This is a genomic window from Pseudomonas sp. HY2-MNA-CIBAN-0224, assembly GCF_040310285.1.
Classification (GTDB): domain Bacteria; phylum Pseudomonadota; class Gammaproteobacteria; order Pseudomonadales; family Pseudomonadaceae; genus Aquipseudomonas; species Aquipseudomonas helleri.
The window spans coordinates 1-21428 of record NZ_JBEOPQ010000062.1; the positions used below are offsets into that span (position 1 = coordinate 1).

Below are 21428 nucleotides of genomic sequence, written 5' to 3' on the forward strand. Positions count from 1 at the left end.
ATCAGAATTTTTTACCTTACCTGTAGGAGTGCGTTTATCTCGCGATGGGGTGCTCTTGTAAAAGATCGCGAGGCAAGCTCGCTCCCACAAGGCGCGCTTAGCGGTAAAACAACGGGTAGGCGATCTGCCCGACGGCTTCGTTGAGCAACAGCCCGGACTGCCAGACAGACTTGTACTCCGGCATCCAGCCGCCCAGCGGCCTGGCGTTGTCGACGCTTAAAAAGCCGACCGGCGCCGGCACGACCTCAAACCCCGCCTTTTCAAAGCTCCACACCGAACGCGGCATGTGCCACGCCTGGGTGACCACCACCACGCGCTTGATGCCCTGCGGCAACAGAATCTCTGCACTCATTTGCGCGTTTTCCCACGTAGTGCGACTGCGTTCTTCTTTCCAGCGAACCTCTACCCCCGAATCTTCGCGCAACGAGTCGGCCATTATCTGCGCCTCGCTCGGCGGGGTGCCGTAGTGCAAGCCGCCCGTGACCAGCACCGGCAACCCCGAAGCCTTGGCCAGTTGCGCCGCATAGCGCTGGCGTTCCAGGCCGATCCCGGTGGGCTGATCACTGCCCCACGCCGGGTCACCGCGCTCTCGCCCGGAGCCCAGCAGCACAATGGCATCGGCCCGTTCAGATAAGCTCGACCACTCATTGGGGGCTAACGCAGGCTCGCGCTCAATGGTGCGGGCGCTCCATTCCACCATCACCGGCAGGCTCATCAGCCACATGCCGCCCAGGCCCACGGCAAACAGCACACCGGCCAAACGCGGACGCGAATGGCGCAGCCACCAGGCCGCCAGCAGGAATAAAAGAAGGATGCCCGGAGGCAGTAGAAGTTGTTTAACAAAGTAGCGAAAAGGCATCGAGCATCTCCATAGATGCCCGAAGCCTAAGGGGGTTGAAGGGAGGCATCAACAGGGCTGGCCAAAACTCAATCACAACCCGTGTTACCTCAACCCTGAGGAAATGCCGCTCTTCATGTGGGCCCAACCTGAATCGTCGCGCCGGCCTACTTACCCTTAACCCTGTCTTTTAGCCAGATGACCTTGGCTGTCTGAGGGGCTTTTTGCTCAGTACTGCTGCCTTGCAGGCGTTCATCAGCCTCACGCCCGATCCGGTTTAAATAAACGTTGATCAACTCCAGCTCGGCACGACTCAACCCACGCAATTCCAATTCGGCAGGACGTTCGTTTCTCAGTCGCACTGCCGTTTTTGCTGAATCTAGAGCCACACTCAAACGATCAATCAGCCGCTCGAACACCTCCGAATTTATAGCCTTGTATTGCGACTCAACCATCCGTCCACCTCATTAAGGAAGTTTCTTCCCCCCACCAACAGCGTAGCTGCGCTGCTAAAACCAGCGCGCCGCTGCGACCAACGGAGCGATGAGGCAATCAGGGTTTCCCTCGATAGAGTGGGGTCATGTATGCTACGGGACTTCCTGTAACCCCTGCTCCAACCTGACCGGGCAACAAAAATGTCCGCGTGAGTTGAAGAGGATTAGGCCACCCTTTATTAGTACAAGTAGCCATGCACGAACAATATCAACCCCGTGAAATAGAAGCCGCCGCCCAATCATTCTGGGACAACCAAAAGTCCTTCGAAGTCAGCGAAGATCTAGGCAAAGAAACCTACTACTGCCTATCGATGTTCCCGTACCCAAGCGGCAAGCTACACATGGGGCACGTGCGCAACTACACCATCGGTGACGTGATCTCGCGCTACCAGCGCATGCTCGGCAAAAACGTTCTACAACCCATGGGTTGGGACGCTTTCGGCATGCCGGCTGAAAACGCGGCGATGAAAAACAAAGTCGCCCCGGCCAAGTGGACCTACGACAACATCGCCTACATGAAAACCCAGCTGTGCAGCCTGGGTCTGGCGGTTGACTGGTCCCGCGAGATCACCACCTGCAAGCCTGATTACTACCGCTGGGAACAGTGGCTGTTCACCCGCCTGTTCGAAAAAGGCGTGATCTACCGTAAAAACGGCACCGTAAACTGGGACCCGGTCGACCAGACCGTTCTGGCCAACGAACAAGTGATCGACGGCCGCGGCTGGCGTTCGGGCGCGTTGATCGAAAAACGCGAAATCCCGATGTACTACTTCAAGATCACCGCTTACGCGGACGAGCTGCTTGAAAGCCTCGACGACATGCCCGGCTGGCCGGAGCAAGTCAAAACCATGCAACGCAACTGGATTGGCAAATCCCGTGGCATGGAAGTGCAGTTCCCCTACGACCAGGCTTCCATCGGCGAAGCGGGCGCACTCAAAGTCTTCACCACCCGTCCAGACACCCTGATGGGCGCTACTTACGTGGCCGTAGCCGCAGAACACCCGCTGGCTACCCTGGCGGCGCAGAACAACCCTGAGTTGCAAGCGTTTATCGCTGAATGCAAAGGCGGCAGCGTTGCCGAAGCCGACGTGGCGACCCAAGAGAAAAAGGGCCTGCCCACCTCGCTGTTTGTGGAACACCCATTGACCGGCGAAAAGCTCCCGGTGTGGGTCGCCAACTACGTACTGATGCATTACGGCGATGGCGCTGTAATGGCAGTCCCGGCGCACGACGAGCGTGATTTCGAATTCGCCACCAAGTACAACCTGCCGATCAAGGCCGTTGTCCGCACCAGCGCAGGCGATGAGTCGCCAGCACCGTGGCAAGCCGCTTACGGCGAACACGGCCCGCTGATCAACTCCGGCGAATTCGACGGTCTGGACTTCCAGGCTGCATTCGATGCCATCGAAGCTGCCCTGACCACCAAGCACCTGGGCCAGTCGCGTACCCAGTTCCGTCTGCGTGACTGGGGCATCAGCCGCCAGCGCTATTGGGGCTGCCCGATCCCGATCGTGCACTGCGACACCTGCGGTGACGTGCCGGTCCCGGAAGACCAACTGCCAGTCGTATTGCCAGAAGACGTCGTACCCGATGGCGCCGGTTCGCCATTGGCGCGCATGCCTGAGTTCTACGAGTGCAGCTGCCCTAAATGTGGCGCACCGGCCAAACGCGAAACCGACACCATGGACACCTTCGTCGAGTCGTCGTGGTACTACGCGCGCTACGCTTCGCCGCACTTCGACGGTGGCCTGGTTGAGCGCAAGGCGGCCGACCACTGGTTGCCGGTCGATCAGTACATTGGCGGTATCGAACACGCGATCTTGCACCTGCTGTACGCGCGCTTCTTCCACAAACTGATGCGCGACGAAGGTCTGGTCAGCTCCAACGAGCCGTTCAAGAACCTGCTGACCCAGGGCATGGTTATCGCGGATACCTATTTCCGTACCCTGGACAACGGTGGCAAGGACTACTTCAACCCGGACGACGTAGAAGTCGAGCGCGACGCCAAGGCCAAGATCATCGGCGCCACGCTGAAGTCTGACGGCCTGCCGGTTGAAATCGGCGGTTCGCAAAAAATGTCCAAGTCGTTGAACAACGGCGTCGACCCTCAGTCCATGATCGAGCAATACGGCGCAGACACCTGCCGTCTGTTCATGATGTTCGCCTCGCCACCTGACGCCAGCCTGGAATGGTCGGATGCCGGTGTTGAGGGTGCGCACCGCTTCCTCAAGCGCGTATGGCGCCTGGCCCACGCTCACGTAGGCCAGGGCCTGCCGGGCGCGCTGGACATTGCCGGCCTGAATGACGAGCAAAAAGTCATTCGCCGTGCCATTCACCAGGCCATCAAACAAGCCAGCCAGGACGTCGGCCAGCATCACAAATTCAACACCGCCGTTGCCCAGGTAATGACCGTGATGAACGTGCTCGAAAAAGCACCGCAAGCCACCGAACAGGACCGCGCCCTGCTGCAGGAAGGTCTTGAGACGGTTGCCTTGATTCTCGCGCCGATCACGCCGCACATCAGCCACGTGCTGTGGGGCCAGTTGGGTCACGCCACGGCAATCATTGACGCCGCTTGGCCAACCCTGGATGAAAGCGCACTGGTGCAAGACACCCTGCAGCTGGTTATTCAAGTGAACGGCAAACTGCGCGGTCACATCGAAATGCCTGCGGCTGCCAGCCGTGAAGAAGTTGAGGCGGCTGCCCGCACCAACGAAAACGTGCTGCGTTTTACCGAAGGCCTGACGATCCGCAAAGTGATCGTGGTACCGGGTAAATTGGTCAACATCGTCGCCAGCTAATTGGAACAGGCGCCCGGCCTTTGAGTCGGGCGTCCATTAAAACCTTTCGGGTCGCAGCGTCGACCCACCTGGTTTCAAGGGGAGCTTCACATGATCAAACGCAACTTGCTGGTGATGGGTCTCGCTGTTCTGTTGAGTGCCTGCGGCTTCCAGCTGCGCGGTACCGGCACCAACCAACTGACCATCACCGAGCTGGGCCTCAGTGCCCGTGATGCTTACGGCCAAACCGTTCGTGACCTACGCCTGGCGCTGGAAGGCAGCGGCGTTAAAATCACCGACGCGGCACCGTACAAGCTCGTATTGAACAATGAGCAAGAAAACCAGCGCGCTGCCAGCTACACCGGCACCGGCTCGACTGCTGAGTACGAACTGACCAAGGTCTTGAACTACCAGATCAAAGGCGACAACAACCTGGTGTTGCTTGAGAACAAAGTTGAAGCCCGCAAGTTCTTCATGCAGGACAGTGGCAACATCGCGGGTAGCACTCAGGAAGCTTCGATGGTCCGCAAGGAACTCGACCGCGACCTGGTTCAGCAAGTCCTGCTGCGCCTTGAGCAACTGACGCCGGCACGCTTGGCCGAGCTGCAAACACTGGCCGACGAAAAGGCCCGTGCAGAAGCCGCAGCCCTGGAAGCCCAGCAAAAAGCTGAAGCCGAAACCCCTCAGCAGTCGCCCCTCGAACTGCCATAAGTAAGGGATACGGGGCGCTCAAGCGCCCCGTCATCTATCTAGCCCCTATGAAACTCGCCCCCGCTCAACTCACCAAACACCTGCAAGGCAGCCTGTCGCCGGTCTACGTCATCAGCGGCGATGACCCGCTGTTGTGCCAGGAAGCTGCCGACGCCATCCGCACGGCGGCCCGCCAACAGGGCTTTGATGAGCGCCAGGTGTTCAGCGCCGACGCCAGCTTTGACTGGGGCACGCTGCTGCAAGCGGGTGCCAGCATGTCGCTGTTTGCCGAGCGGCGCCTGCTGGAGTTGCGCCTGCCCTCCGGCAAACCCGGCGACAAAGGCGCTGCGGCCCTGATCGAATATTGCTCGCGCCCGGCCGAAGACACCTTGCTGCTGATCAGCCTGCCCAAGCTCGACGGCAGTGCGCAAAAGACCAAGTGGGGCAAAGCCCTGATTGAAGGCCCGCAGACCCAGTTCTTGCAGATCTGGCCTGTGGACGCCAACCAGTTGCCGCAATGGATTCGTCAGCGTCTGTCACAAGCCGGGCTGGCCGCCAGCCAGGACGCTGTCGAACTCATCGCCGCTCGGGTTGAAGGCAACCTGCTGGCGGCAGCCCAAGAAGTCGAAAAGCTCAAGCTGATGGCCGAAGATGGCCAGATCACCGTCGAAACCGTGCAGGCAGCGGTGGCTGACAGTGCGCGGTTTGATGTATTCGGCCTGGTCGATGCGGTGCTCAACGGCGAAGCGGCGCATGCCCTGCGCATGCTCGAAGGCCTGCGCGGCGAAGGCGTCGAACCACCGGTGATTTTGTGGGCGTTGGCCCGCGAGTTGCGGGTGCTGGCCAACATTGCACTGCAATACAGCCAGGGCATCCCGCTGGACAAAGCCTTCAGCCAGGCCCGCCCACCGGTCTGGGACAAGCGCAAACCGCTCATGAGTAAAGCGTTGCAACGTTATTCGGCGCAACGTTGGGCCCAGTTGTTGATGGATGCGCAACGCATTGATGCCCAGATCAAAGGCCAGGCCGCCGGGTCAGCCTGGAGCAGCCTGAGCCGATTAACGCTGCTGATGTGTGGGCAACGTCTGAATTTGCCAGCGGAGTAATACACAACGCGGAGGTGCACTGGACAACTCAAAAAAACTGGCCGATGATTTGCGCTCGTTCACATTGAGCCTTTTCTAACCCAGCGAGAGTAAAGCCATGAGCAAGCGCCCCAACAAGGCCAAGTCCATTGTTGCCCAACCCCTGTTCCGCAGCCGCCAGGAACGCCCCGCCAAAGGCAAAGGCAGCTACCGCCGCGAAGCCTTCCAGTCGAGAGACCGGGAGGCTTTTTACTTTCTGGCTGCCTGACAGCGGGGATGATAAGGTCTGCATCTGATTTGCATTTCGTGGACCTGCGCATGTCTTTAAGTTCTTCACACCGTTGGCCGATGCGCCAACTGATTGCTTTTTCCAGCGTCATCTTGTTAGTCGCCTGCGCAGAAAAACCCACCGCAGCCGATGCCCAACCTTTGCCTGTCCCGCCTGCCGCGCCGGTGGTTACCACCACTGCCGCCAGCACTGACATGCCCGACATTCAGCCCGCTCAAAGCTTTGACCAATGGCTGGCCAATTTCCGCGTGCAAGCCCTGAACGCCGGGATCTCGCCGACTATTTTCGATAACGCGTTCAACGGCGTTACGCCCGACATGAGCGTGATCAAGGCCGATCGCAGCCAACCTGAATTCAGCCGCCCGGTCTGGGAGTACCTCGACGGTGCCCTGTCACCTTTACGCGTGCGTAACGGCCAGCGCCTGCTGGAACAAAACGCCGAACTGCTGAGCCGCATCGAGCAACGCTACGGTGTTGACCGCCAGGCGCTGGTGTCGGTGTGGGGCATGGAAAGCAACTTCGGCACCTTCCAGGGCAACAAGTCGGTGATTCGCTCACTGGCCACCCTCGCCTATGAAGGCCGTCGCCCTGAGTTCGCCCAAAGCCAACTGATTGCCGCGCTCAAGATCATTCAGGAAGGCGATGTCACGCCGGACAAGATGCTCGGCTCCTGGGCGGGCGCCATGGGCCAGACCCAGTTCATCCCGACCACCTATGAAACCCACGCTGTGGATTTCGACGGCGATGGTCGCCGCGACATCTGGAACAGCTCAGCCGACGCCCTGGCCTCGACCGCCCACTACCTGCAAAGCTCTGGCTGGAAGCAAGGCCAACCGTGGGGCTTTGAGGTTCAGTTGCCTGCCGGGTTCGATTACGCGCTGGCCGATGGTGCGGTGCGCAAGAGCGTCAGTGAATGGCGCAAGCTCGGCGTAACACTGCCGGCTGGCACCCAGGCACCTGCCGGGTCCGAAGAACTCAGCGCGACCTTGTTGTTGCCGGCTGGCTACCGTGGCCCGGCGTTTTTAGTGCTGGATAACTTCCGCGCCATTTTGCGTTACAACAATTCGTCATCGTATGCCTTGGCGGTGGGCTTGCTGTCGCAGCGCTTCAATGGCGGCGGGGTGATAGTGGGCGACTGGCCAAAAGACGACCTGCCCCTGAGCCGCACCGAGCGCATGGAATTGCAGACCCTGCTGAGCCAGCGCAACTTCGATGCGGGCAACCCTGACGGCATTATTGGCGCCAATACCCGTAAAGCGATTCGCAGTGCGCAACAAGCTTTTGGCTGGCCCGCCGACGGCTACCCGACGCACAAACTGCTCGAGCGTTTGCGCAGCCAATAACCCATTACCTTGTATGAGCTGCCGGAGGCTGCGATCTGTTGATCTTTAACGTCAAAAGATCGCAGCCTGCGGGGTGAACACCAAAAAATGTAGGAGCGAGCTTGCCTCGCGATCTTTTGATCTTTTAAAAAGTCGCGAGGGACAAAGTCAGGTTTGAGCCGTTACCACGGCCTGTTCAAGCACTACCTGCTGCTTGTCGGCATCCAGACGCACGTGCGCGCCCATCGGCAAGGTGATGTTCGGGTCGCAATGGCCGCTGCGCCAGCCGGCCAGCACGGGGATATTCAGCGGCCCCAGCTCCTGCTTGAGCAACAGCTCCAACCGCGAAACATCGACCCCGGCAAAGTCCCCCACCAACACTGCGCGCACCCGCCCAAGCTTGCCCGCCTGGCGCAGATGGGTGAGCAGGCGGTCGACCCGGTATAACGGCTCGTTGACGTCTTCGATAAACAGGATGATGCCCTGATCGTCCAGCTCAAACACCGTGCCGATGGTGGCGCAGATCATCGACAGGTTGCCGCCCAGCAAACGGCCGCTAGCACTGCCCGGCGCAAGGGTGGTTAGCGGGTACGCCGCAGGGTGCTCCAGCAATGCCGGTTGTTGCCCGCTGAGCATGCGCAGCAAGGAGGATTCTGTTGGCGGCTGTTTGTTGCCCAGCAGGTCCGCATTCAGCATGGCCCCGTGGAAGGTCACAAAGCCCGCGTAACGAGTGATCGCCAAATGCAGTGCGGTGATGTCGCTGTAGCCCACAAACGGCTTGGGATGGCGTCTGAGCAGCTCAAAATCGATGTGTTCGAGAAAGCGCGTGCAGCCATAGCCACCGCGCATGCACAGAATGGCATCCACACTGTCGTCGGCAAAAGCATCGTGCAGGTCACGCAAGCGCACAGCATCGGAACCGGCCAGGTAGCCGTCTTTCTCCCAGACGCCCGGAAACACCTTGAGCTGATAGCCACGGGTTTCCATCCATCGGGTTGCACTGTGCAGATCGAATTCGGAGGGGCCAGCCGGGGCGATCACACCGATCACCCCGCCAGCAGGCAGCGCGGGCACTGCGCTGTGAGTAGTGAACGACACAGGCGCAGCGAACCGGCTATTCATGGTTTCAGGAACCTACCAACATGTCTTTAACCAGTTTGGCTTGCTCGTCTGCGTGGTACGAAGAACGCACCAGCGGACCCGAGGCGACGTTTTTGAAGCCCATTTTGTAACCTTCTTCGGCGAACCAGGCGAAGGTGTCCGGGTGCACAAAACGCTGCACCGGCAAGTGGCTGCGCGACGGTTGCAGGTACTGGCCCAGGGTCAGCATGTCGATGTCGTGTTCACGCATGCGCTGCATCACTTCAATGACTTCGTCATCGGTCTCACCCAGACCCAGCATCAAGCCGGACTTGGTGGGAATGTGCGGCATCATTTGTTTGAAGCGTTGCAGCAGGGTCAGCGACCACTGGTAGTCAGAACCCGGGCGCGCAGCCTTGTACAGGCGAGGCACGGTTTCGAGGTTGTGGTTGAATACATCCGGCGGCTCGGCGGCGGTGATTTCCAGCGCGATGTCCATGCGGCCACGGTAGTCCGGAACCAGGGTTTCGAGCACGACGTTCGGCGACAGGCGACGGATTTCACGGATGCAGTCGGCAAAGTGCTGAGCACCGCCGTCACGCAGGTCATCACGGTCTACCGAGGTGATCACCACGTACTTCAGGCGCAAGTCGGCAATGGCAACCGCTAGGTTATCCGGCTCGTTGGTGTCCAGTGGTTTTGGACGGCCATGGCCTACGTCGCAGAACGGGCAACGACGGGTGCAGATGTCACCCATGATCATGAACGTTGCGGTGCCGCCCGAGAAACACTCGCCCAGGTTCGGGCAGGAGGCTTCTTCGCACACACTGTGCAGCTTGTGTTTGCGCAGCAACGCCTTGATGCGGTCGACTTCCGGCGACACCGGAATGCGCACGCGAATCCAGTCTGGCTTCTTCGGCAGCTCGGTGGTCGGAATGATTTTTACCGGGATACGCGCAACCTTTTCGGCACCGCGCAATTTAACGCCAGTCTCAACCTTGGAACGGGCCTCTTGCGCACGGGCCACACGTTCGGAGATATCCAGCGTCGGGATCAGGGTTTGAACAGCGTCTTGCGCAGTAGTCATATCAGTCGATTCCGCCCGTTAGGGTCGTCTGCTCAGCATAGTCGAGGTGTTTGACGAGCTGCGCACGCAGCTGGACACCTACCTCGGCAAAATCAATCGGCCCTGCATGGTCACGCAACTGGGTCATTGCCAGCCCCGCATAACCACAGGGATTAATCCGTCGAAACGGTTCCAGGTCCATGTCCACATTCAGGGCCAGACCGTGGAAAGAGCAACCGTTGCGAATGCGCAGGCCCAGGGATGCGATTTTCGCACCGTCGACATACACGCCGGGCGCATCGGGCTTGGCCGCCGCTGTCACGCCATAGGTGGCCAGCAACTCGATCAGGCAAAGCTCCATGCGGCTGACCAGCTCACGCACGCCAAAACCGAGACGGCGCACATCCAGCAACAGGTAAGCGACCAACTGGCCGGGCCCGTGATAGGTCACTTGCCCGCCGCGGTCCGATTTAACCACCGGGATATCCCCCGGCAACAACAGATGTTCGGCCTTGCCCGCCTGACCTTGGGTGAACACCGGCGGATGCTGCACCAGCCAGACCTCGTCTTGCGTGTCCGGCGTGTGCTTGCGTTGGTCGGTGAAACGTTGCATCGCCTGCCAGGTGCGCTCGTAATCGAGCACACCCAAATCGCGAACACCCAAGATCTGCGGCATCACAGCACCATGTGCACGAAGCCGGTGGCTCGCAGCTCGCTGTTGATGTTGTACAGCTGGTCTTGATCGGTCGCAACGATGTGCAACTGAATCGTGGTGTATTTGCCGTTGGTGCTCTGACGCTCGTCGATGCGCTCGTCATTGATCTTTGCGTGTTTCAGAACGATGGCAATGATCTTGTCTTTGTTGCCCACACCCGTGTCACTGATCACCTTAACCGGATAGTCAGTTTGAGGAAATTCGATCTTTGGCGCCTTTACTTCGGTATCGGTCATGGCGTATTGGCCTCGGGAACTACAGAGCGGCCCCCTGCACACTCAGCAAGGGGCCACGCAGGGTGGGTTAAATCAGTTGAACAGCCCAAAGAAGAATAGACGGATGCTATCCCACACACGGCGGAAAATGCCACCTTCCTCAACCGGCTCCAGCGCGATCAAGTCAGCGCTGTGGATAACTTTGTCGTCCAGTTTGACTTCAACCTTGCCGATCACATCGCCTTTAGCGATAGGGGCCATCAGCTGCGGGTTCATGGTCATGCTCGCCGCCAGCTTTTTCAATTGGCCTTTAGGCAGGGTCAGACTCAGGTCATCGGCCAGGCCAGCTTTAACCTGGTGAGTGGTGCCTTTCCAGACTGGCGCTTGAGCAAGCTCCGTGCCCTTCTGGTAGAAGGTCTGGGTTTCGAAGAAACGGAAGCCGTAGGTCAGCAGTTTCTGGGTTTCAGCAGCACGTGCTGCTTCGCTGTTGGTGCCGAATACCACGGCGATCAGGCGCATGCCGTCACGTACCGCCGAAGACACCATGCAGTAGCCGGCTTCGTCGGTGTGACCGGTTTTCAGACCATCAACGGTCTTGTCACGCCACAGCAACAAGTTACGGTTAGGCTGCTTGATACCGTTCCAGAAGAACTCTTTCTGCGAGTAGATCGCGTAGTGAGTCGGGTCTTCGTGGATGATGGCGCGAGCCAGTAACGACATGTCGTGAGCCGACGAGTAGTGCTCCGGGTTCGGCAGGCCGGTCGGGTTCATGAAGTGGCTGTTGGACATGCCCAGGTCGCCAGCGGTTTTGTTCATCATGTCAGCGAAGGCGTCTTCGCTGCCGGCGATGTGCTCGGACAGCGCAACGCTGGCGTCGTTACCCGACTGAATGATGATGCCGTGCAACAGGTCGCTGACCGACACTTGGCTGCCGACCTTGATGAACATACGCGAACCGCCGGTGCGCCAGGCGTTTTCGCTGACGGTTACCGGGTCGTTCTCGCCGATCTGGCCACGACGGATTTCCAGAGTCGCGATGTAAGCGGTCATCAGCTTGGTCAAGCTGGCCGGAGGCAGACGCTGATCACCGTTGTTCTCCACCAGCACGTTACCGCTGTTGGCATCCATCAGAACGTAGGATTTGGCGGCCAGCTGTGGCGGCGACGGCATCATCTCGGCTGCCCAGGCGGCAGGAGTGACGATCAGCGGTACAAGCAGGCACAGGCGTTTGGCAAAGGTGGTGATGTTCATCCGTCTCTCGAGTTTGCTAATGGAACCTTACCCTCGCGGGCAAAACTTTTTGACAGCCGTGTAACGGGCTGCCACGTGTTCAGTGTTACTGATCGGTCACAACGCTCGGCTGGCCCAAATTGGCCAGACGCACGCTGTTTTGCGTTTGTTGCACTTCACCGGCCGAGGCAATCGGCCCCATTCGCACACGATGAAGGGTTTGCTGATTGCGCACAATCGAGCTGATAAACACAGGGGCGCTGACCATGCCACTGAGTTTGGAACGAAGCAACTCGGCCGCATCAGGATTGGCGAATGCGCCTACTTGCAAATAGGTGCCCTGGCCCTTGTGCACCGCTACAGGCGGTATGACATCAGCCGCGTGCTGTTGCGGTGGCGGCGTCCATTGCTCGACCTTGCCCGTTGAAACCGTCGGCGCGCCAGCAGCTTGCGCCACTTGCGGCTCGTTGAGCATCAAAGGCGCCGGACGGCCTCGCGCAGCCCACCAGGCCTGCGGGTCAATGCCTTCTACCTTGACGCGGGCCGTACCGGTTTCGGCATAGCCGAGCTTTTTGGCGGCGGCGTAAGACAAGTCGATGATGCGGTCCGAATAGAACGGCCCACGGTCATTCACCCGCAAAATCACGGCCTTGCCGTTGTCCAGGTTGGTCACTTTAACGTAACTGGGCAGCGGCAGCGTCTTATGCGCCGCGCTCATGCCGTACAGGTCATACACTTCGCCGTTGGCGGTGTTCTGCCCGTGGAACTTGGTGCCGTACCAGGACGCCGTGCCTGTGGCCACGTAGTTCTTGGACTCCTGGATCGGGAAATACGACTTGCCCAGCACGGTATACGGGTTGGCCTTGTACGGCCCGGTGTGCAAGGTTGGCGTTGCATCCGGAATGCGCGAAACGTCGACATCCCACCATGGCGCGCCGTCTTTGTGCGCGCGGTTGATGTCCAGGCCAGGCTTGGCGCTGATGGTACCCGCGGTTTGCGGCGTGCTGGTGCGGCTGCTCGAGCAGCTCACCATCAGCAGCGCGATAGCCGTGCAGGCCGCGATTTTCAGAGGTGTGCGTATGGCTAAAAACGGCATTACTTGTTGCCCCGTGCTTGAACCAGCAGGTCGGACAGTTGATGCACTGCCATGGCATACATCACGCTACGGTTGTACCGCGTGATTGCATAAAAATTCTTCAGGCCCATCCAGTATTCAGGGCCATTTTCGCCTTCGAGACGGAACGCCGTGACCGGCATGTCGTCGCGCAGCGCATCATGACTCGACCAGCCCAACGCTCGCAACTCCCCAACGGTTTTGACCGGTTCAATCCCTTGGGTCAAGCCTTCATCGACGCGGTCACCCTGCACGTCGGCGCGGGCCACCACCGGCTCGCCCGCCACCCAGCCATGACGCTTGAAGTAGCTAGCAACACTGCCGATGGCATCGTCCGGGTTGCTCCAGATATTGATGTGGCCATCATTGTCGAAGTCCACGGCATAGGCGCGAAAGCTGCTCGGCATAAACTGCGGCAAGCCCATGGCGCCTGCGTAAGAGCCTTTAAGGCTCAACGGGTCGACTTGTTCTTCACGGGCCAGCAACAGGAACTCACGCAGCTCCTTGCGGAAGAACTCGGCGCGCGGCGGGTAATCAAAGCCCAGGGTCGAGAGCGCATCAATCACCCGGTAATTGCCGGTATTGCGCCCGTAAAAGGTTTCGACGCCGATGATCGACACGATCACTTGGGCCGGCACGCCGTATTCCTTCTCGGCACGGGCTAGCACGGCTTCGTGTTCACGCCAAAAGTCGACACCGCGGGCAACGCGGGCGTCGGTCAGGAACATCGGACGGTATTCTTTCCACTGTTTGACGCGCTCGGCCGGACGCGAAATGGCATCCAGAATGCTTTGCTTGCGCTCGGCCTCACGAAAAACATCCATCAGCTGTTCACCGGCAAACCCGTAGTCGCGGGTCATCTCACCGACAAATTCAGCCACTTGGGGCGAGCCATCGTAGTCGCCGGCCACCGCGCCTTGCGCTGCCCCGAACAGGCCCAAAAAGCCCATCCACGACGCGTATCGAGCGGCCCAGCCACGCATTGCTTGCATTGAATTCTTCACCTTAATCAAACTTGTGCAATCCATTTGCGATGCGTATGGATTGACATCAAAACCCCAAACGCTGACAGCAGCGTCACGAGCGAAGTTCCGCCGTAACTAATAAACGGCAATGGCACGCCCACCACCGGCAACAGCCCACTGACCATACCGATGTTGACGAAAACATAAACAAAAAAGGTCATGGTCAAACTGCCGGCCAGCAATTTGCCAAACAGAGTTTGCGCCTGGGCAGTAATCACCAGGCCGCGACCAATCAACAGCAGGTAGATCAACAACAGCGCGCAAATACCCACCAGGCCGAACTCTTCGCCCATCACCGCAATGATGAAGTCGGTGTGGCTCTCGGGCAGAAAGTCCAGGTGCGACTGGGTTCCCAGCAGCCAGCCTTTGCCGAAGACGCCGCCCGAACCGATGGCGGCCTTGGACTGGATGATGTTCCAGCCAGTGCCCAGCGGGTCGCTCTCAGGGTCGAGGAAGGTCAGGATTCGCTGCTTCTGGTAGTCGTGCATGATGAAAAACCACATGCCAATCGCCACCGGGATCGCAGCCGCCAGCACGCTGACAATCCAGCGCCAGCGCAAACCGCCCATAAACAGTACGAACGCGCCCCCGGCCAGCACCAGCAAGGCGGTGCCGAGGTCGGGCTGACGCACGATCAGGCCGAAGGGTATGCCGATCAGCAACAAACTGACCGCCACGTGCTTGAGCTGCGGCGGCAAGGTGCGCTTGGACAGATACCAGGCGATGGTCGCGGGCATCAGGATTTTCATGAACTCAGAGGGCTGGAAACGAATGACCCCCGGAATGTTGATCCAGCGCGTGGCGCCCATGGCGTTGTGGCCCATGACGTCTACCACCACCAGCAACATCACGCCGAGCAAATAGCAGACCGGCACCCAGCGCGCCATAAACCGCGGTTCAAGCTGGGCGATGACAAACATCGACACCAGCCCGATACCAAACGAGGTGGCCTGCTTGCTCAGCAGGTCCCAGCTTTTACCACTGGCCGAATACAGCACAAACAAACTGCCTGCGGCGAGTGTCAGCAACAAAATCAGCAAGGGGCCGTCGATGTGCAGACGCTGCAACAGCGTGGCACGGCGACGCATCACATCCTCACTGGAGAGGATGCGGTCAAAATTACTCATCATTGGCCGTAGCCTCCGCCTTGGAAACACTGGCGTATTCAGGTTTGAGTTTGCCGTCTTCACCGAGCAACCAAGCGTCCATGACCGAGCGCACCACCGGCGACGCCACACGGCTGCCGGCCTCGCCGTTTTCGATCATGACCGAGACCGCAATCTGCGGGTTGTTCGCCGGGGCAAAACCCACGAACAACGCATGGTCACGGTGACGCTCCTGAACCTTGGACCGGTCGTACTTTTCACCTTGTTTGATTGCGACCACCTGGGCCGTACCGCTCTTGCCCGCGATCAGGTACTGCGCGCCGACACCGGCGACTCGCGCCGTACCGCGAGCGCCATGCACTACCTGCTGCATGGCGTGGTTGACCTTGCCCCAGTTGGACGGGTCGCGCAGCACGATGTCGGGCATGGGGTTGGGGTCTACCGGCGGCACGCCCTCGATGGTCTTGGCCAGGTGCGGACGGTTCCATTTGCCTTTGCTGGCAATCAGCGCCGTGGCCTGGGCCAACTGCAAAGGGGTGGACTGCATATAGCCCTGGCCGATCCCCAGAATCAGGGTTTCACCCGGGAACCAGGCCTGGCGGCGGGTTGCACGCTTCCACTCGCGGGACGGCATCAACCCGGCCGACTCTTCAAACATGTCGAGGGAGACTTTTTGACCAATGCCGAACTGATTCATGTAGGTCGACAAACGGTCGATGCCCAGCTTGTGGGCCAGGTCATAGAAGTAGGTGTCGTTGGAACGCATGATCGCGCTGTCCAGATCGACAAAGCCATCACCGCTGCGGTTCCAGTTACGGTACTTGTGATCGTAATTGGGCAGTTGGTAATAACCGGGGTCAAACACCCGCGTACTGGCCGTCACCACACCGCTGTCCAGCCCGGCAATCGCCACGGCGGGTTTGATGGTCGAACCCGGCGGGTACAAGCCACGCAAAATGCGGTTGAACAGCGGGCGGTCAATGGAATCACGCAGCTCGGCGTAAGCCTTGAAACCGATACCGGTCACAAACAGGTTGGGATCGAAGCTCGGCTGGCTGACCATGGCCAGCACTTCGCCAGTCATCGGATTCAGTGCAACCACCGCCCCACGCCGACCGGCCAAGGCTTCTTCAGCCGCCTCTTGCAACTTGATGTCCAGGCTCAGAACGATGTCTTTACCCGGGATCGGATCAGTGCGTTTGAGCACCCGCAGCACGCGGCCGCGAGCGTTGGTCTCGACCTCTTCGTAGCCGACCTGGCCATGCAGCTCGGCTTCGTAGAAGCGCTCTATACCGGTTTTGCCGATGTGATGGGTGCCGCTGTAGTTAACCTTGTCGAGGGTTTTGATCTCTTTCTCGTTGATCCGACCCACATAACCGACCGAGTGCGCAAAATGCGCCCCTTGCGGGTAGTGGCGGACCAATTGCGCAACTACCTCAACCCCAGGCAAGCGGAACTGGTTAACCGCGATCCGGGCAATTTGTTCTTCATTGAGCTCGAACAGAATCGGCACCGGCTCAAACGGCCGCCGCCCCTGCTTTGTGCGCTTTTCAAACAACGTGCGGTCTTCAGGGGTGAGCTGCAACACCTCAACGATGGTGTCGAGCACCTGATGCCAGTCCCCCGCACGCTCGCGGGTCATGGTCAGGCTGAAGCTGGGACGGTTGTCGGCGATCACCACGCCATTGCGGTCATAAATCAGGCCGCGGGTCGGGGGGATCGGCTGCACATGTACCCGGTTATTCTCTGACAACGTGGAGTGATAGTCGTACTGCACCACTTGCAGGTAGTACAGACGCGCAATCAGTACGCAAATCAGGGCCAACACCAACAGAGCGCCGACCACGACACGGCTGCGCACCAGACGTGCGTCTTTTTCGTGGTCCTTGAGGCGAATTGGCTGGGTCATTCCGGGGGCGCTGAGCTATTTGTGATAAGGGTGCCCGGACAATACCGTCCAGGCGCGATACAACTGCTCACCGATCAGAATCCTTACCAACGGGTGCGGCAACGTCAACGGCGACAGCGACCAGCGCTGATCGGCGCGGGCGCAGACTTCTGGCGCCAACCCTTCCGGGCCGCCGACCATAAAGTTCACCGTACGCGAGTCGAGGCGCCAGCGGTCAAGTTCAACCGCCAGTTGCTCAGTACTCCAGGGCTTGCCATGCACTTCGAGGGTGACGATCCGCTCCCCCGGGCCGACTTTGGCCAGCATGGTCTCGCCTTCCTGACGGATGAACCGGGCCACGTCGGCATTCTTGCCACGGGTATTGAGCGGTATTTCTACCAGTTCGAGCGCCAGTTCGGATGGCAGACGCTTGGCATACTCGTGCCAACCTTCTTCCACCCACTTGGGCATACGCGAACCGACAGCGATCAAACGCAAGCGCACAGCGAACCCTTATTCCTGGTCTTTGTTGAGCTTGGTGAAATGCTCATGGGTGTTTTCCGGGCTGTGGTGCGCAGCGCTTTCAGCACGGCTTTGTGCAGCACCGGCCCACAGACGCTCCAGGTCGTAGAACTGACGTGCGCTGGCGGTCATCATGTGCACGATCACGTCGTCCATATCCAGCAGTACCCAGTCGCTGTCGCCCTTGCCTTCTTCGCCCAGCGGCTTGACGCCCTGTGCTTTAACGGCTTCACGGACCTTGTCGAGCATCGCGCCGATCTGACGGTTCGAAGTACCGGTGGCGATGATCATGAAGTCAGTGATGCTGTGTTTGTCACGTACATCGATAACCTGGATATCTTGTGCCTTGACGTCTTCCAGGGCCGCTACAGCGACTTTCACCAGTGCTTCGCCAGCCAGTACTTCACCTGTGTGGGCGGCAACTGGCAACGGGGCGCTTTTGAAGGTGCCTTTGCGCTTAACTTTGCTTACATCTTTATTTGTCATATAAAACTCGTTTTGCTCGTATGTTCAGCGGCTTCAATACACGTCAAATCGCGCCTTGAAACACGCCTTTTTTAGTTCGACGCACGGTAAAGCCCGTGCGCATCGATGTAGGCCAGGACCGCGTCGGGCACCAGATAACGTACCGACTTACCGCTGGCCAGCAGTTGACGGATCTGGGTGGCGGATACCGCGAGCGGTGTCTGCCAGACGAATGCAATCTGTCCGCTCGGCCCCTTCAGGGCTAGCGGGTCGCTTACCGAGCGCGCTGCCAGCAGGTTGCGCAAGGCATCCGGCGGTTCGCTGTCGGCATCCGGGCGCTGTAGCACCAGGATGTGGCAATGCTGGAGCAACTCTTCCCAGCGGTGCCACATGGGCAGGCCGCAAAATGCGTCCCAGCCCAGCAATAAAAACAACTGGTCATCCGCGGCCAGCTCGGCCCGCATCAGCTCCAGGGTATCAATGGTGTAGGACGGTTTGTCCCGTTGCAGCTCCCGTGGGTCCACTACCAGCGTAGCGACTCCTGCGACGGCGCACTCAACCATCGCCAAACGGTCGAGCGCCGACACCTGCGGGGTGTCACGGTGCGGTGGCCGGGCATTGGGGGTCAGGCGCAGCTCATCGAGCGCCATCATTTCCGCAACCTCTAGCGCACCGCGCAAATGCCCGATGTGCACCGGATCAAACGTGCCCCCCAGCACACCAATGCGTCGGGGTAACACGTCGTTGACCTGCACGTTGCCTGAAGGGCTAAGTTCGCCCAAGTCAGCTCGGCTCCTGGCCGCGCAACTGGCCATCACCGACCACGATGTACTTCTCGCAGGTCAGACCTTCGAGACCCACCGGGCCGCGGGCGTGCAGCTTATCAGTAGAAATGCCAATTTCAGCACCCAATCCGTATTCAAATCCATCTGCGAAGCAGGTCGGGGCGTTGAGCATCACCGAACTGGAGTCCACTTCGGCGATAAATCGCCGGCATTCGCCCTGATGTTCGCTCGCGATCGAGTCGGTGTGGTGGGAGCCATAGTGATTGATGTGCTCAATCGCCTGGTCCAGACCATCAACGATACGGATCGACAAAATCGCCGCCAGGTACTCGGTGTGCCAGTCTTCTTCGCTCGCCGGGGCCACGTCAATCAGCGCCTGGGTGCGTTCGCAGCCGCGCAGTTCGACGCCCTTGGCGCGAAATTGTTCAGCCATGGCCGGCAAAAACTGCGCCGCCACGGCCTGGTCGACCAGCAGGGTTTCCATCGCGCCGCAGATGCCATAACGGTAGGTTTTGGCATTGAAGGCAATCCGCTGAGCCTTGGGCAGGTCGGCATGGGCACTGACGTAGACGTGGCAGATACCGTCCAGGTGCTTGATGACCGGCACGCGGGCGTCACGGCTGACGCGCTCGATCAAGCCCTTGCCGCCACGCGGTACGATCACGTCGACGTACTCAGGCATGGTGATCAATGCGCCCACGGCGGCACGGTCGGTGACTTCAACCACTTGCACCACGGCCGGCGGCAGCCCGGCCTCGGCCAGACCTCGCTGGATGCAGATCGCAATAGCGCGGTTGGAATGAATCGCCTCGGAGCCGCCGCGCAAGATGGTCGCGTTACCGGACTTCAAACACAAGCTGGCCGCATCGATGGTCACGTTCGGACGCGACTCGTAGATGATCCCGACGACACCCAACGGGACGCGCATCTTGCCGACCTGGATACCCGATGGACGGTAGCTCATATCCCGGATGGCACCGATGGGGTCCGGCAGACTGGCCACTTGGCGCAAGCCGACAATCATGCTGTCGATGCGTGCCGGGGTCAGCGCCAGGCGCTCCAGCATCGCGGGCTCGAGGCCGTTGGCCCGGCCGGCGGCCAGGTCCAGTTCGTTGGCGGCAGTCAGCTCCTCGCGGGCAGCGTCCAGTGCGGACGCAGCGCCTTGCAAGGCACGGTTTTTCTGCGCGGTGCTGGCCCTGCCGATCACTCGGGAGGCTTCGCGGGCAGCGCGACCCAGGCGGGTCATGTAGTCAAGAACGGACTCAGTCATGGTCTCAATGGTCTTGGCAGAGGGGAAAGCGGCCGATTATAGCGGTCCCGCCGTCTCACGCACAGCGGTGACAGGCGGATGGTCGAAATGGACGGCAAATAGTCTCTGTTCAGCCCCGATTAAGCACGAGTTGCTATGATCTGTAACTTTTCTGCCATCTTATGACCCCGCTGACGATGCCAACGATGCTCCCTGACGCCTTTTTCGACCGCGACGCCCAGCTTGTCGCGCGCGAACTGCTGGGCAAAGTCATCCGCCATCGGGTCAACGGCCTGTGGCTGAGCGCCCGGATTATCGAAACCGAAGCGTATTACTGCGCCGAAAAAGGCAGCCATGCCTCACTCGGCTACACAGAAAAACGTAAGGCTTTGTTTCTGGATGGCGGGCACATCTACATGTACTACGCACGCGGCGGCGACTCGCTGAACTTCAGCGCCCAGGGCCCCGGCAACGCCGTGCTGATCAACACGTCCATGATTTACCTGTGATTTAACTGTTTTTTATCTCTCGAAGCATAACGGCATACAAGAAGCATTAGAATAATTACCATTTAGATTTAACTGCGTTATGTAGCAAATGCTAACAAGAAGGGGCCACGACGTGATGGCAAAATGCCTTGCCGTGAAATATAGTTAACGAACTGGTCTATTTTTTGGTGTAGGGCAACTGAAATGTTTAGTTTTTTTACAAAGAGGCAAAAGCATTATGATATCGTCAAACATATACTGCGGAAAGACTACAAAATTGAAAGCGAATTAAATTCGAGTTTTATTTTGGCCGCAGAATATAAAAACATAGTTAGTGAAGCGGTTCGTAATGAGATAAGTGATGAAGAAGTCGCAATAAAAGTTGCGACTAGATATTGTGCTAAATTAGCAGCTCATGACCAAATGCAAGAAGCAAAGCAAATCACCCCAAGGCTACTACTGGCTGCTGAATATTTTTTAAGTCGAGGTTTAATCTCGAAAGAAGTCTGGGATTACGTGCATGCAGAGCTATCAATTTCTGTTTTATCTACAAAAGGCAAGATGTAAAACATTTACTTGCAAGGTCAATTTTTATGCTTGAACTCGTTCAAGTGTAAAAAATGAGCACATATAAAATTTTAAAAGTGAAATTTGTGCTAAATCAAAAACAGCTCTTTTCGACCACGAATCTCATCTTCGCACTGCAAGCACAAAAATGCTATTTTCAGAAAAAATCTAAAAGTTTTTTCATGATTTTATATGAAATTATTGATAGTTTGATTTTCTAACCATCAATTAATGGCTTATATACGGCAAAAAAGTTGTCAATAGCAAATCGAAAATATATTTATAGTCCGACCTTATTCAAATTTACGGGTCAACCTTATTTGACTTTTTCTTAATTGAGTTTTGCAACTAACCACCCGAATAAAAATCATCGATGCACTTAAAAATCGCTCCCAGTTTAATTTCACCAAAAAAC

Annotated in this window: 21 protein-coding genes and 1 pseudogene; 7 read left to right on the forward strand and 15 right to left on the reverse strand. The window is 58.5% G+C overall.

Features of this window, described 5'->3' with window-relative positions; translation table 11 throughout:
* Window positions 1-97 precede the first annotated feature (97 nt).
* Window positions 98-859 (reverse strand): YdcF family protein, encoded by a 762-nt coding sequence (locus tag AAEZ03_RS21405; RefSeq protein ID WP_048389691.1) that lies wholly within the window; start codon window positions 857-859, stop codon window positions 98-100.
* Window positions 860-1005: 146 nt separating this feature from the next.
* Entirely contained in the window at window positions 1006-1293 is a 288-nt protein-coding gene (locus AAEZ03_RS21410) for a hypothetical protein (RefSeq protein WP_048367627.1), read from the reverse strand.
* Window positions 1294-1526: 233 nt separating this feature from the next.
* Between AAEZ03_RS21410 and leuS the strand changes: the two genes are divergently transcribed.
* From leuS to AAEZ03_RS21435, 5 genes are all read left to right on the forward strand, one after another.
* Window positions 1527-4133 carry a leucine--tRNA ligase gene (leuS, locus tag AAEZ03_RS21415; RefSeq protein WP_350581398.1) on the forward strand — a complete coding sequence of 869 codons (2607 nt, stop codon included), beginning with the start codon at window positions 1527-1529 and terminating at the stop codon, window positions 4131-4133.
* 90 nt (window positions 4134-4223) lie between these two features.
* Window positions 4224-4823, forward strand: coding sequence for an LPS-assembly lipoprotein LptE (locus AAEZ03_RS21420; protein WP_048367630.1), 600 nt, complete (start codon window positions 4224-4226; stop codon window positions 4821-4823).
* A gap of 47 nt (window positions 4824-4870) precedes the next feature.
* Window positions 4871-5908 carry a DNA polymerase III subunit delta gene (gene holA, locus AAEZ03_RS21425; protein WP_153374130.1) on the forward strand — a complete coding sequence of 346 codons (1038 nt, stop codon included), beginning with the start codon at window positions 4871-4873 and terminating at the stop codon, window positions 5906-5908.
* Between the two features lie 97 nt (window positions 5909-6005).
* Window positions 6006-6155, forward strand: coding sequence for an alternative ribosome rescue factor ArfA (gene arfA, locus AAEZ03_RS21430; RefSeq protein ID WP_003444166.1), 150 nt, complete (start codon window positions 6006-6008; stop codon window positions 6153-6155).
* Between the two features lie 50 nt (window positions 6156-6205).
* The gene (locus AAEZ03_RS21435) at window positions 6206-7519 is read left to right on the forward strand and encodes a lytic murein transglycosylase (protein ID WP_278937801.1); all 1314 of its coding nucleotides are present in this window, start codon (window positions 6206-6208) and stop codon (window positions 7517-7519) included.
* A 147-nt stretch (window positions 7520-7666) separates the two neighbouring features.
* Here the strand turns inward: AAEZ03_RS21435 and AAEZ03_RS21440 are convergent, their stop codons facing one another.
* From AAEZ03_RS21440 to AAEZ03_RS21500, 13 genes are all read right to left on the reverse strand, one after another.
* A complete protein-coding gene (locus AAEZ03_RS21440) occupies window positions 7667-8620 on the reverse strand; it encodes a S66 peptidase family protein (RefSeq protein WP_350581403.1) in 954 nt (317 codons plus the stop codon).
* Between the two features lie 4 nt (window positions 8621-8624).
* Window positions 8625-9665, reverse strand: coding sequence for a lipoyl synthase (gene lipA, locus AAEZ03_RS21445; RefSeq protein ID WP_048367635.1), 1041 nt, complete (start codon window positions 9663-9665; stop codon window positions 8625-8627).
* 1 nt (window position 9666) lies between these two features.
* Complete coding sequence (gene lipB / locus AAEZ03_RS21450; RefSeq protein ID WP_278937803.1) at window positions 9667-10320, reverse strand: lipoyl(octanoyl) transferase LipB; 654 nt, start codon at window positions 10318-10320, stop codon at window positions 9667-9669.
* Window positions 10320-10595, reverse strand: a complete 276-nt coding sequence (locus AAEZ03_RS21455; protein WP_048367639.1) for a DUF493 domain-containing protein — start codon at window positions 10593-10595, stop codon at window positions 10320-10322. The genes lipB and AAEZ03_RS21455 overlap by 1 nt, the downstream gene beginning before the upstream one ends.
* Before the next feature lie 72 nt (window positions 10596-10667).
* Complete coding sequence (locus AAEZ03_RS21460; protein ID WP_048367641.1) at window positions 10668-11825, reverse strand: D-alanyl-D-alanine carboxypeptidase family protein; 1158 nt, start codon at window positions 11823-11825, stop codon at window positions 10668-10670.
* A gap of 85 nt (window positions 11826-11910) precedes the next feature.
* A complete protein-coding gene (locus AAEZ03_RS21465) occupies window positions 11911-12900 on the reverse strand; it encodes a septal ring lytic transglycosylase RlpA family protein (RefSeq protein ID WP_350581408.1) in 990 nt (329 codons plus the stop codon).
* Window positions 12900-13910, reverse strand: a complete 1011-nt coding sequence (gene mltB, locus AAEZ03_RS21470; RefSeq protein ID WP_123751712.1) for a lytic murein transglycosylase B — start codon at window positions 13908-13910, stop codon at window positions 12900-12902. Before mltB ends, AAEZ03_RS21465 begins: the two co-directional genes overlap by 1 nt.
* A gap of 17 nt (window positions 13911-13927) precedes the next feature.
* Window positions 13928-15031 (reverse strand): rod shape-determining protein RodA, encoded by a 1104-nt coding sequence (gene rodA, locus AAEZ03_RS21475; protein WP_178113847.1) that lies wholly within the window; start codon window positions 15029-15031, stop codon window positions 13928-13930.
* A gap of 31 nt (window positions 15032-15062) precedes the next feature.
* A complete protein-coding gene (gene mrdA, locus AAEZ03_RS21480) occupies window positions 15063-16958 on the reverse strand; it encodes a penicillin-binding protein 2 (protein ID WP_153335843.1) in 1896 nt (631 codons plus the stop codon).
* A gap of 15 nt (window positions 16959-16973) precedes the next feature.
* Window positions 16974-17441 (reverse strand): 23S rRNA (pseudouridine(1915)-N(3))-methyltransferase RlmH, encoded by a 468-nt coding sequence (gene rlmH, locus AAEZ03_RS21485; protein WP_350581412.1) that lies wholly within the window; start codon window positions 17439-17441, stop codon window positions 16974-16976.
* Between the two features lie 9 nt (window positions 17442-17450).
* Window positions 17451-17945, reverse strand: coding sequence for a ribosome silencing factor (rsfS, locus tag AAEZ03_RS21490; protein ID WP_048389663.1), 495 nt, complete (start codon window positions 17943-17945; stop codon window positions 17451-17453).
* Window positions 17946-18016: 71 nt separating this feature from the next.
* A complete protein-coding gene (gene nadD / locus AAEZ03_RS21495) occupies window positions 18017-18739 on the reverse strand; it encodes a nicotinate-nucleotide adenylyltransferase (RefSeq protein WP_227024833.1) in 723 nt (240 codons plus the stop codon).
* Window positions 18708-19979: a glutamate-5-semialdehyde dehydrogenase gene (locus AAEZ03_RS21500; RefSeq protein ID WP_278937812.1), complete on the reverse strand. Its 1272-nt coding sequence runs from the start codon at window positions 19977-19979 to the stop codon at window positions 18708-18710. The genes nadD and AAEZ03_RS21500 overlap by 32 nt, the downstream gene beginning before the upstream one ends.
* Before the next feature lie 161 nt (window positions 19980-20140).
* Here AAEZ03_RS21500 and AAEZ03_RS21505 point away from each other — a divergent pair.
* Both AAEZ03_RS21505 and AAEZ03_RS21510 read left to right on the forward strand, forming a co-directional pair.
* Window positions 20141-20464, forward strand: a pseudogene (locus tag AAEZ03_RS21505) (DNA-3-methyladenine glycosylase); the annotation flags it as partial.
* Window positions 20465-20650: 186 nt separating this feature from the next.
* Complete coding sequence (locus AAEZ03_RS21510; protein WP_032895147.1) at window positions 20651-21013, forward strand: hypothetical protein; 363 nt, start codon at window positions 20651-20653, stop codon at window positions 21011-21013.
* Window positions 21014-21428: the final 415 nt, after the last annotated feature.

Coding starts and splice junctions, on each gene's coding strand:
- AAEZ03_RS21405 (WP_048389691.1), bottom strand. CDS start 859: ATGCCTTTTCGCTACTTTGTTAAACAACTTCTACTGCCTCCGGGCATC.
- AAEZ03_RS21410 (WP_048367627.1), bottom strand. CDS start 1,293: ATGGTTGAGTCGCAATACAAGGCTATAAATTCGGAGGTGTTCGAGCGG.
- leuS (WP_350581398.1), top strand. CDS start 1,527: ATGCACGAACAATATCAACCCCGTGAAATAGAAGCCGCCGCCCAATCA.
- AAEZ03_RS21420 (WP_048367630.1), top strand. CDS start 4,224: ATGATCAAACGCAACTTGCTGGTGATGGGTCTCGCTGTTCTGTTGAGT.
- holA (WP_153374130.1), top strand. CDS start 4,871: ATGAAACTCGCCCCCGCTCAACTCACCAAACACCTGCAAGGCAGCCTG.
- arfA (WP_003444166.1), top strand. CDS start 6,006: ATGAGCAAGCGCCCCAACAAGGCCAAGTCCATTGTTGCCCAACCCCTG.
- AAEZ03_RS21435 (WP_278937801.1), top strand. CDS start 6,206: ATGTCTTTAAGTTCTTCACACCGTTGGCCGATGCGCCAACTGATTGCT.
- AAEZ03_RS21440 (WP_350581403.1), bottom strand. CDS start 8,620: ATGAATAGCCGGTTCGCTGCGCCTGTGTCGTTCACTACTCACAGCGCA.
- lipA (WP_048367635.1), bottom strand. CDS start 9,665: ATGACTACTGCGCAAGACGCTGTTCAAACCCTGATCCCGACGCTGGAT.
- lipB (WP_278937803.1), bottom strand. CDS start 10,320: ATGCCGCAGATCTTGGGTGTTCGCGATTTGGGTGTGCTCGATTACGAG.
- AAEZ03_RS21455 (WP_048367639.1), bottom strand. CDS start 10,595: ATGACCGATACCGAAGTAAAGGCGCCAAAGATCGAATTTCCTCAAACT.
- AAEZ03_RS21460 (WP_048367641.1), bottom strand. CDS start 11,825: ATGAACATCACCACCTTTGCCAAACGCCTGTGCCTGCTTGTACCGCTG.
- AAEZ03_RS21465 (WP_350581408.1), bottom strand. CDS start 12,900: ATGCCGTTTTTAGCCATACGCACACCTCTGAAAATCGCGGCCTGCACG.
- mltB (WP_123751712.1), bottom strand. CDS start 13,910: ATGCAAGCAATGCGTGGCTGGGCCGCTCGATACGCGTCGTGGATGGGC.
- rodA (WP_178113847.1), bottom strand. CDS start 15,031: ATGCGTCGCCGTGCCACGCTGTTGCAGCGTCTGCACATCGACGGCCCC.
- mrdA (WP_153335843.1), bottom strand. CDS start 16,958: ATGACCCAGCCAATTCGCCTCAAGGACCACGAAAAAGACGCACGTCTG.
- rsfS (WP_048389663.1), bottom strand. CDS start 17,945: ATGACAAATAAAGATGTAAGCAAAGTTAAGCGCAAAGGCACCTTCAAA.
- nadD (WP_227024833.1), bottom strand. CDS start 18,739: ATGGCCAGTTGCGCGGCCAGGAGCCGAGCTGACTTGGGCGAACTTAGC.
- AAEZ03_RS21500 (WP_278937812.1), bottom strand. CDS start 19,979: ATGACTGAGTCCGTTCTTGACTACATGACCCGCCTGGGTCGCGCTGCC.
- AAEZ03_RS21510 (WP_032895147.1), top strand. CDS start 20,651: ATGTTTAGTTTTTTTACAAAGAGGCAAAAGCATTATGATATCGTCAAA.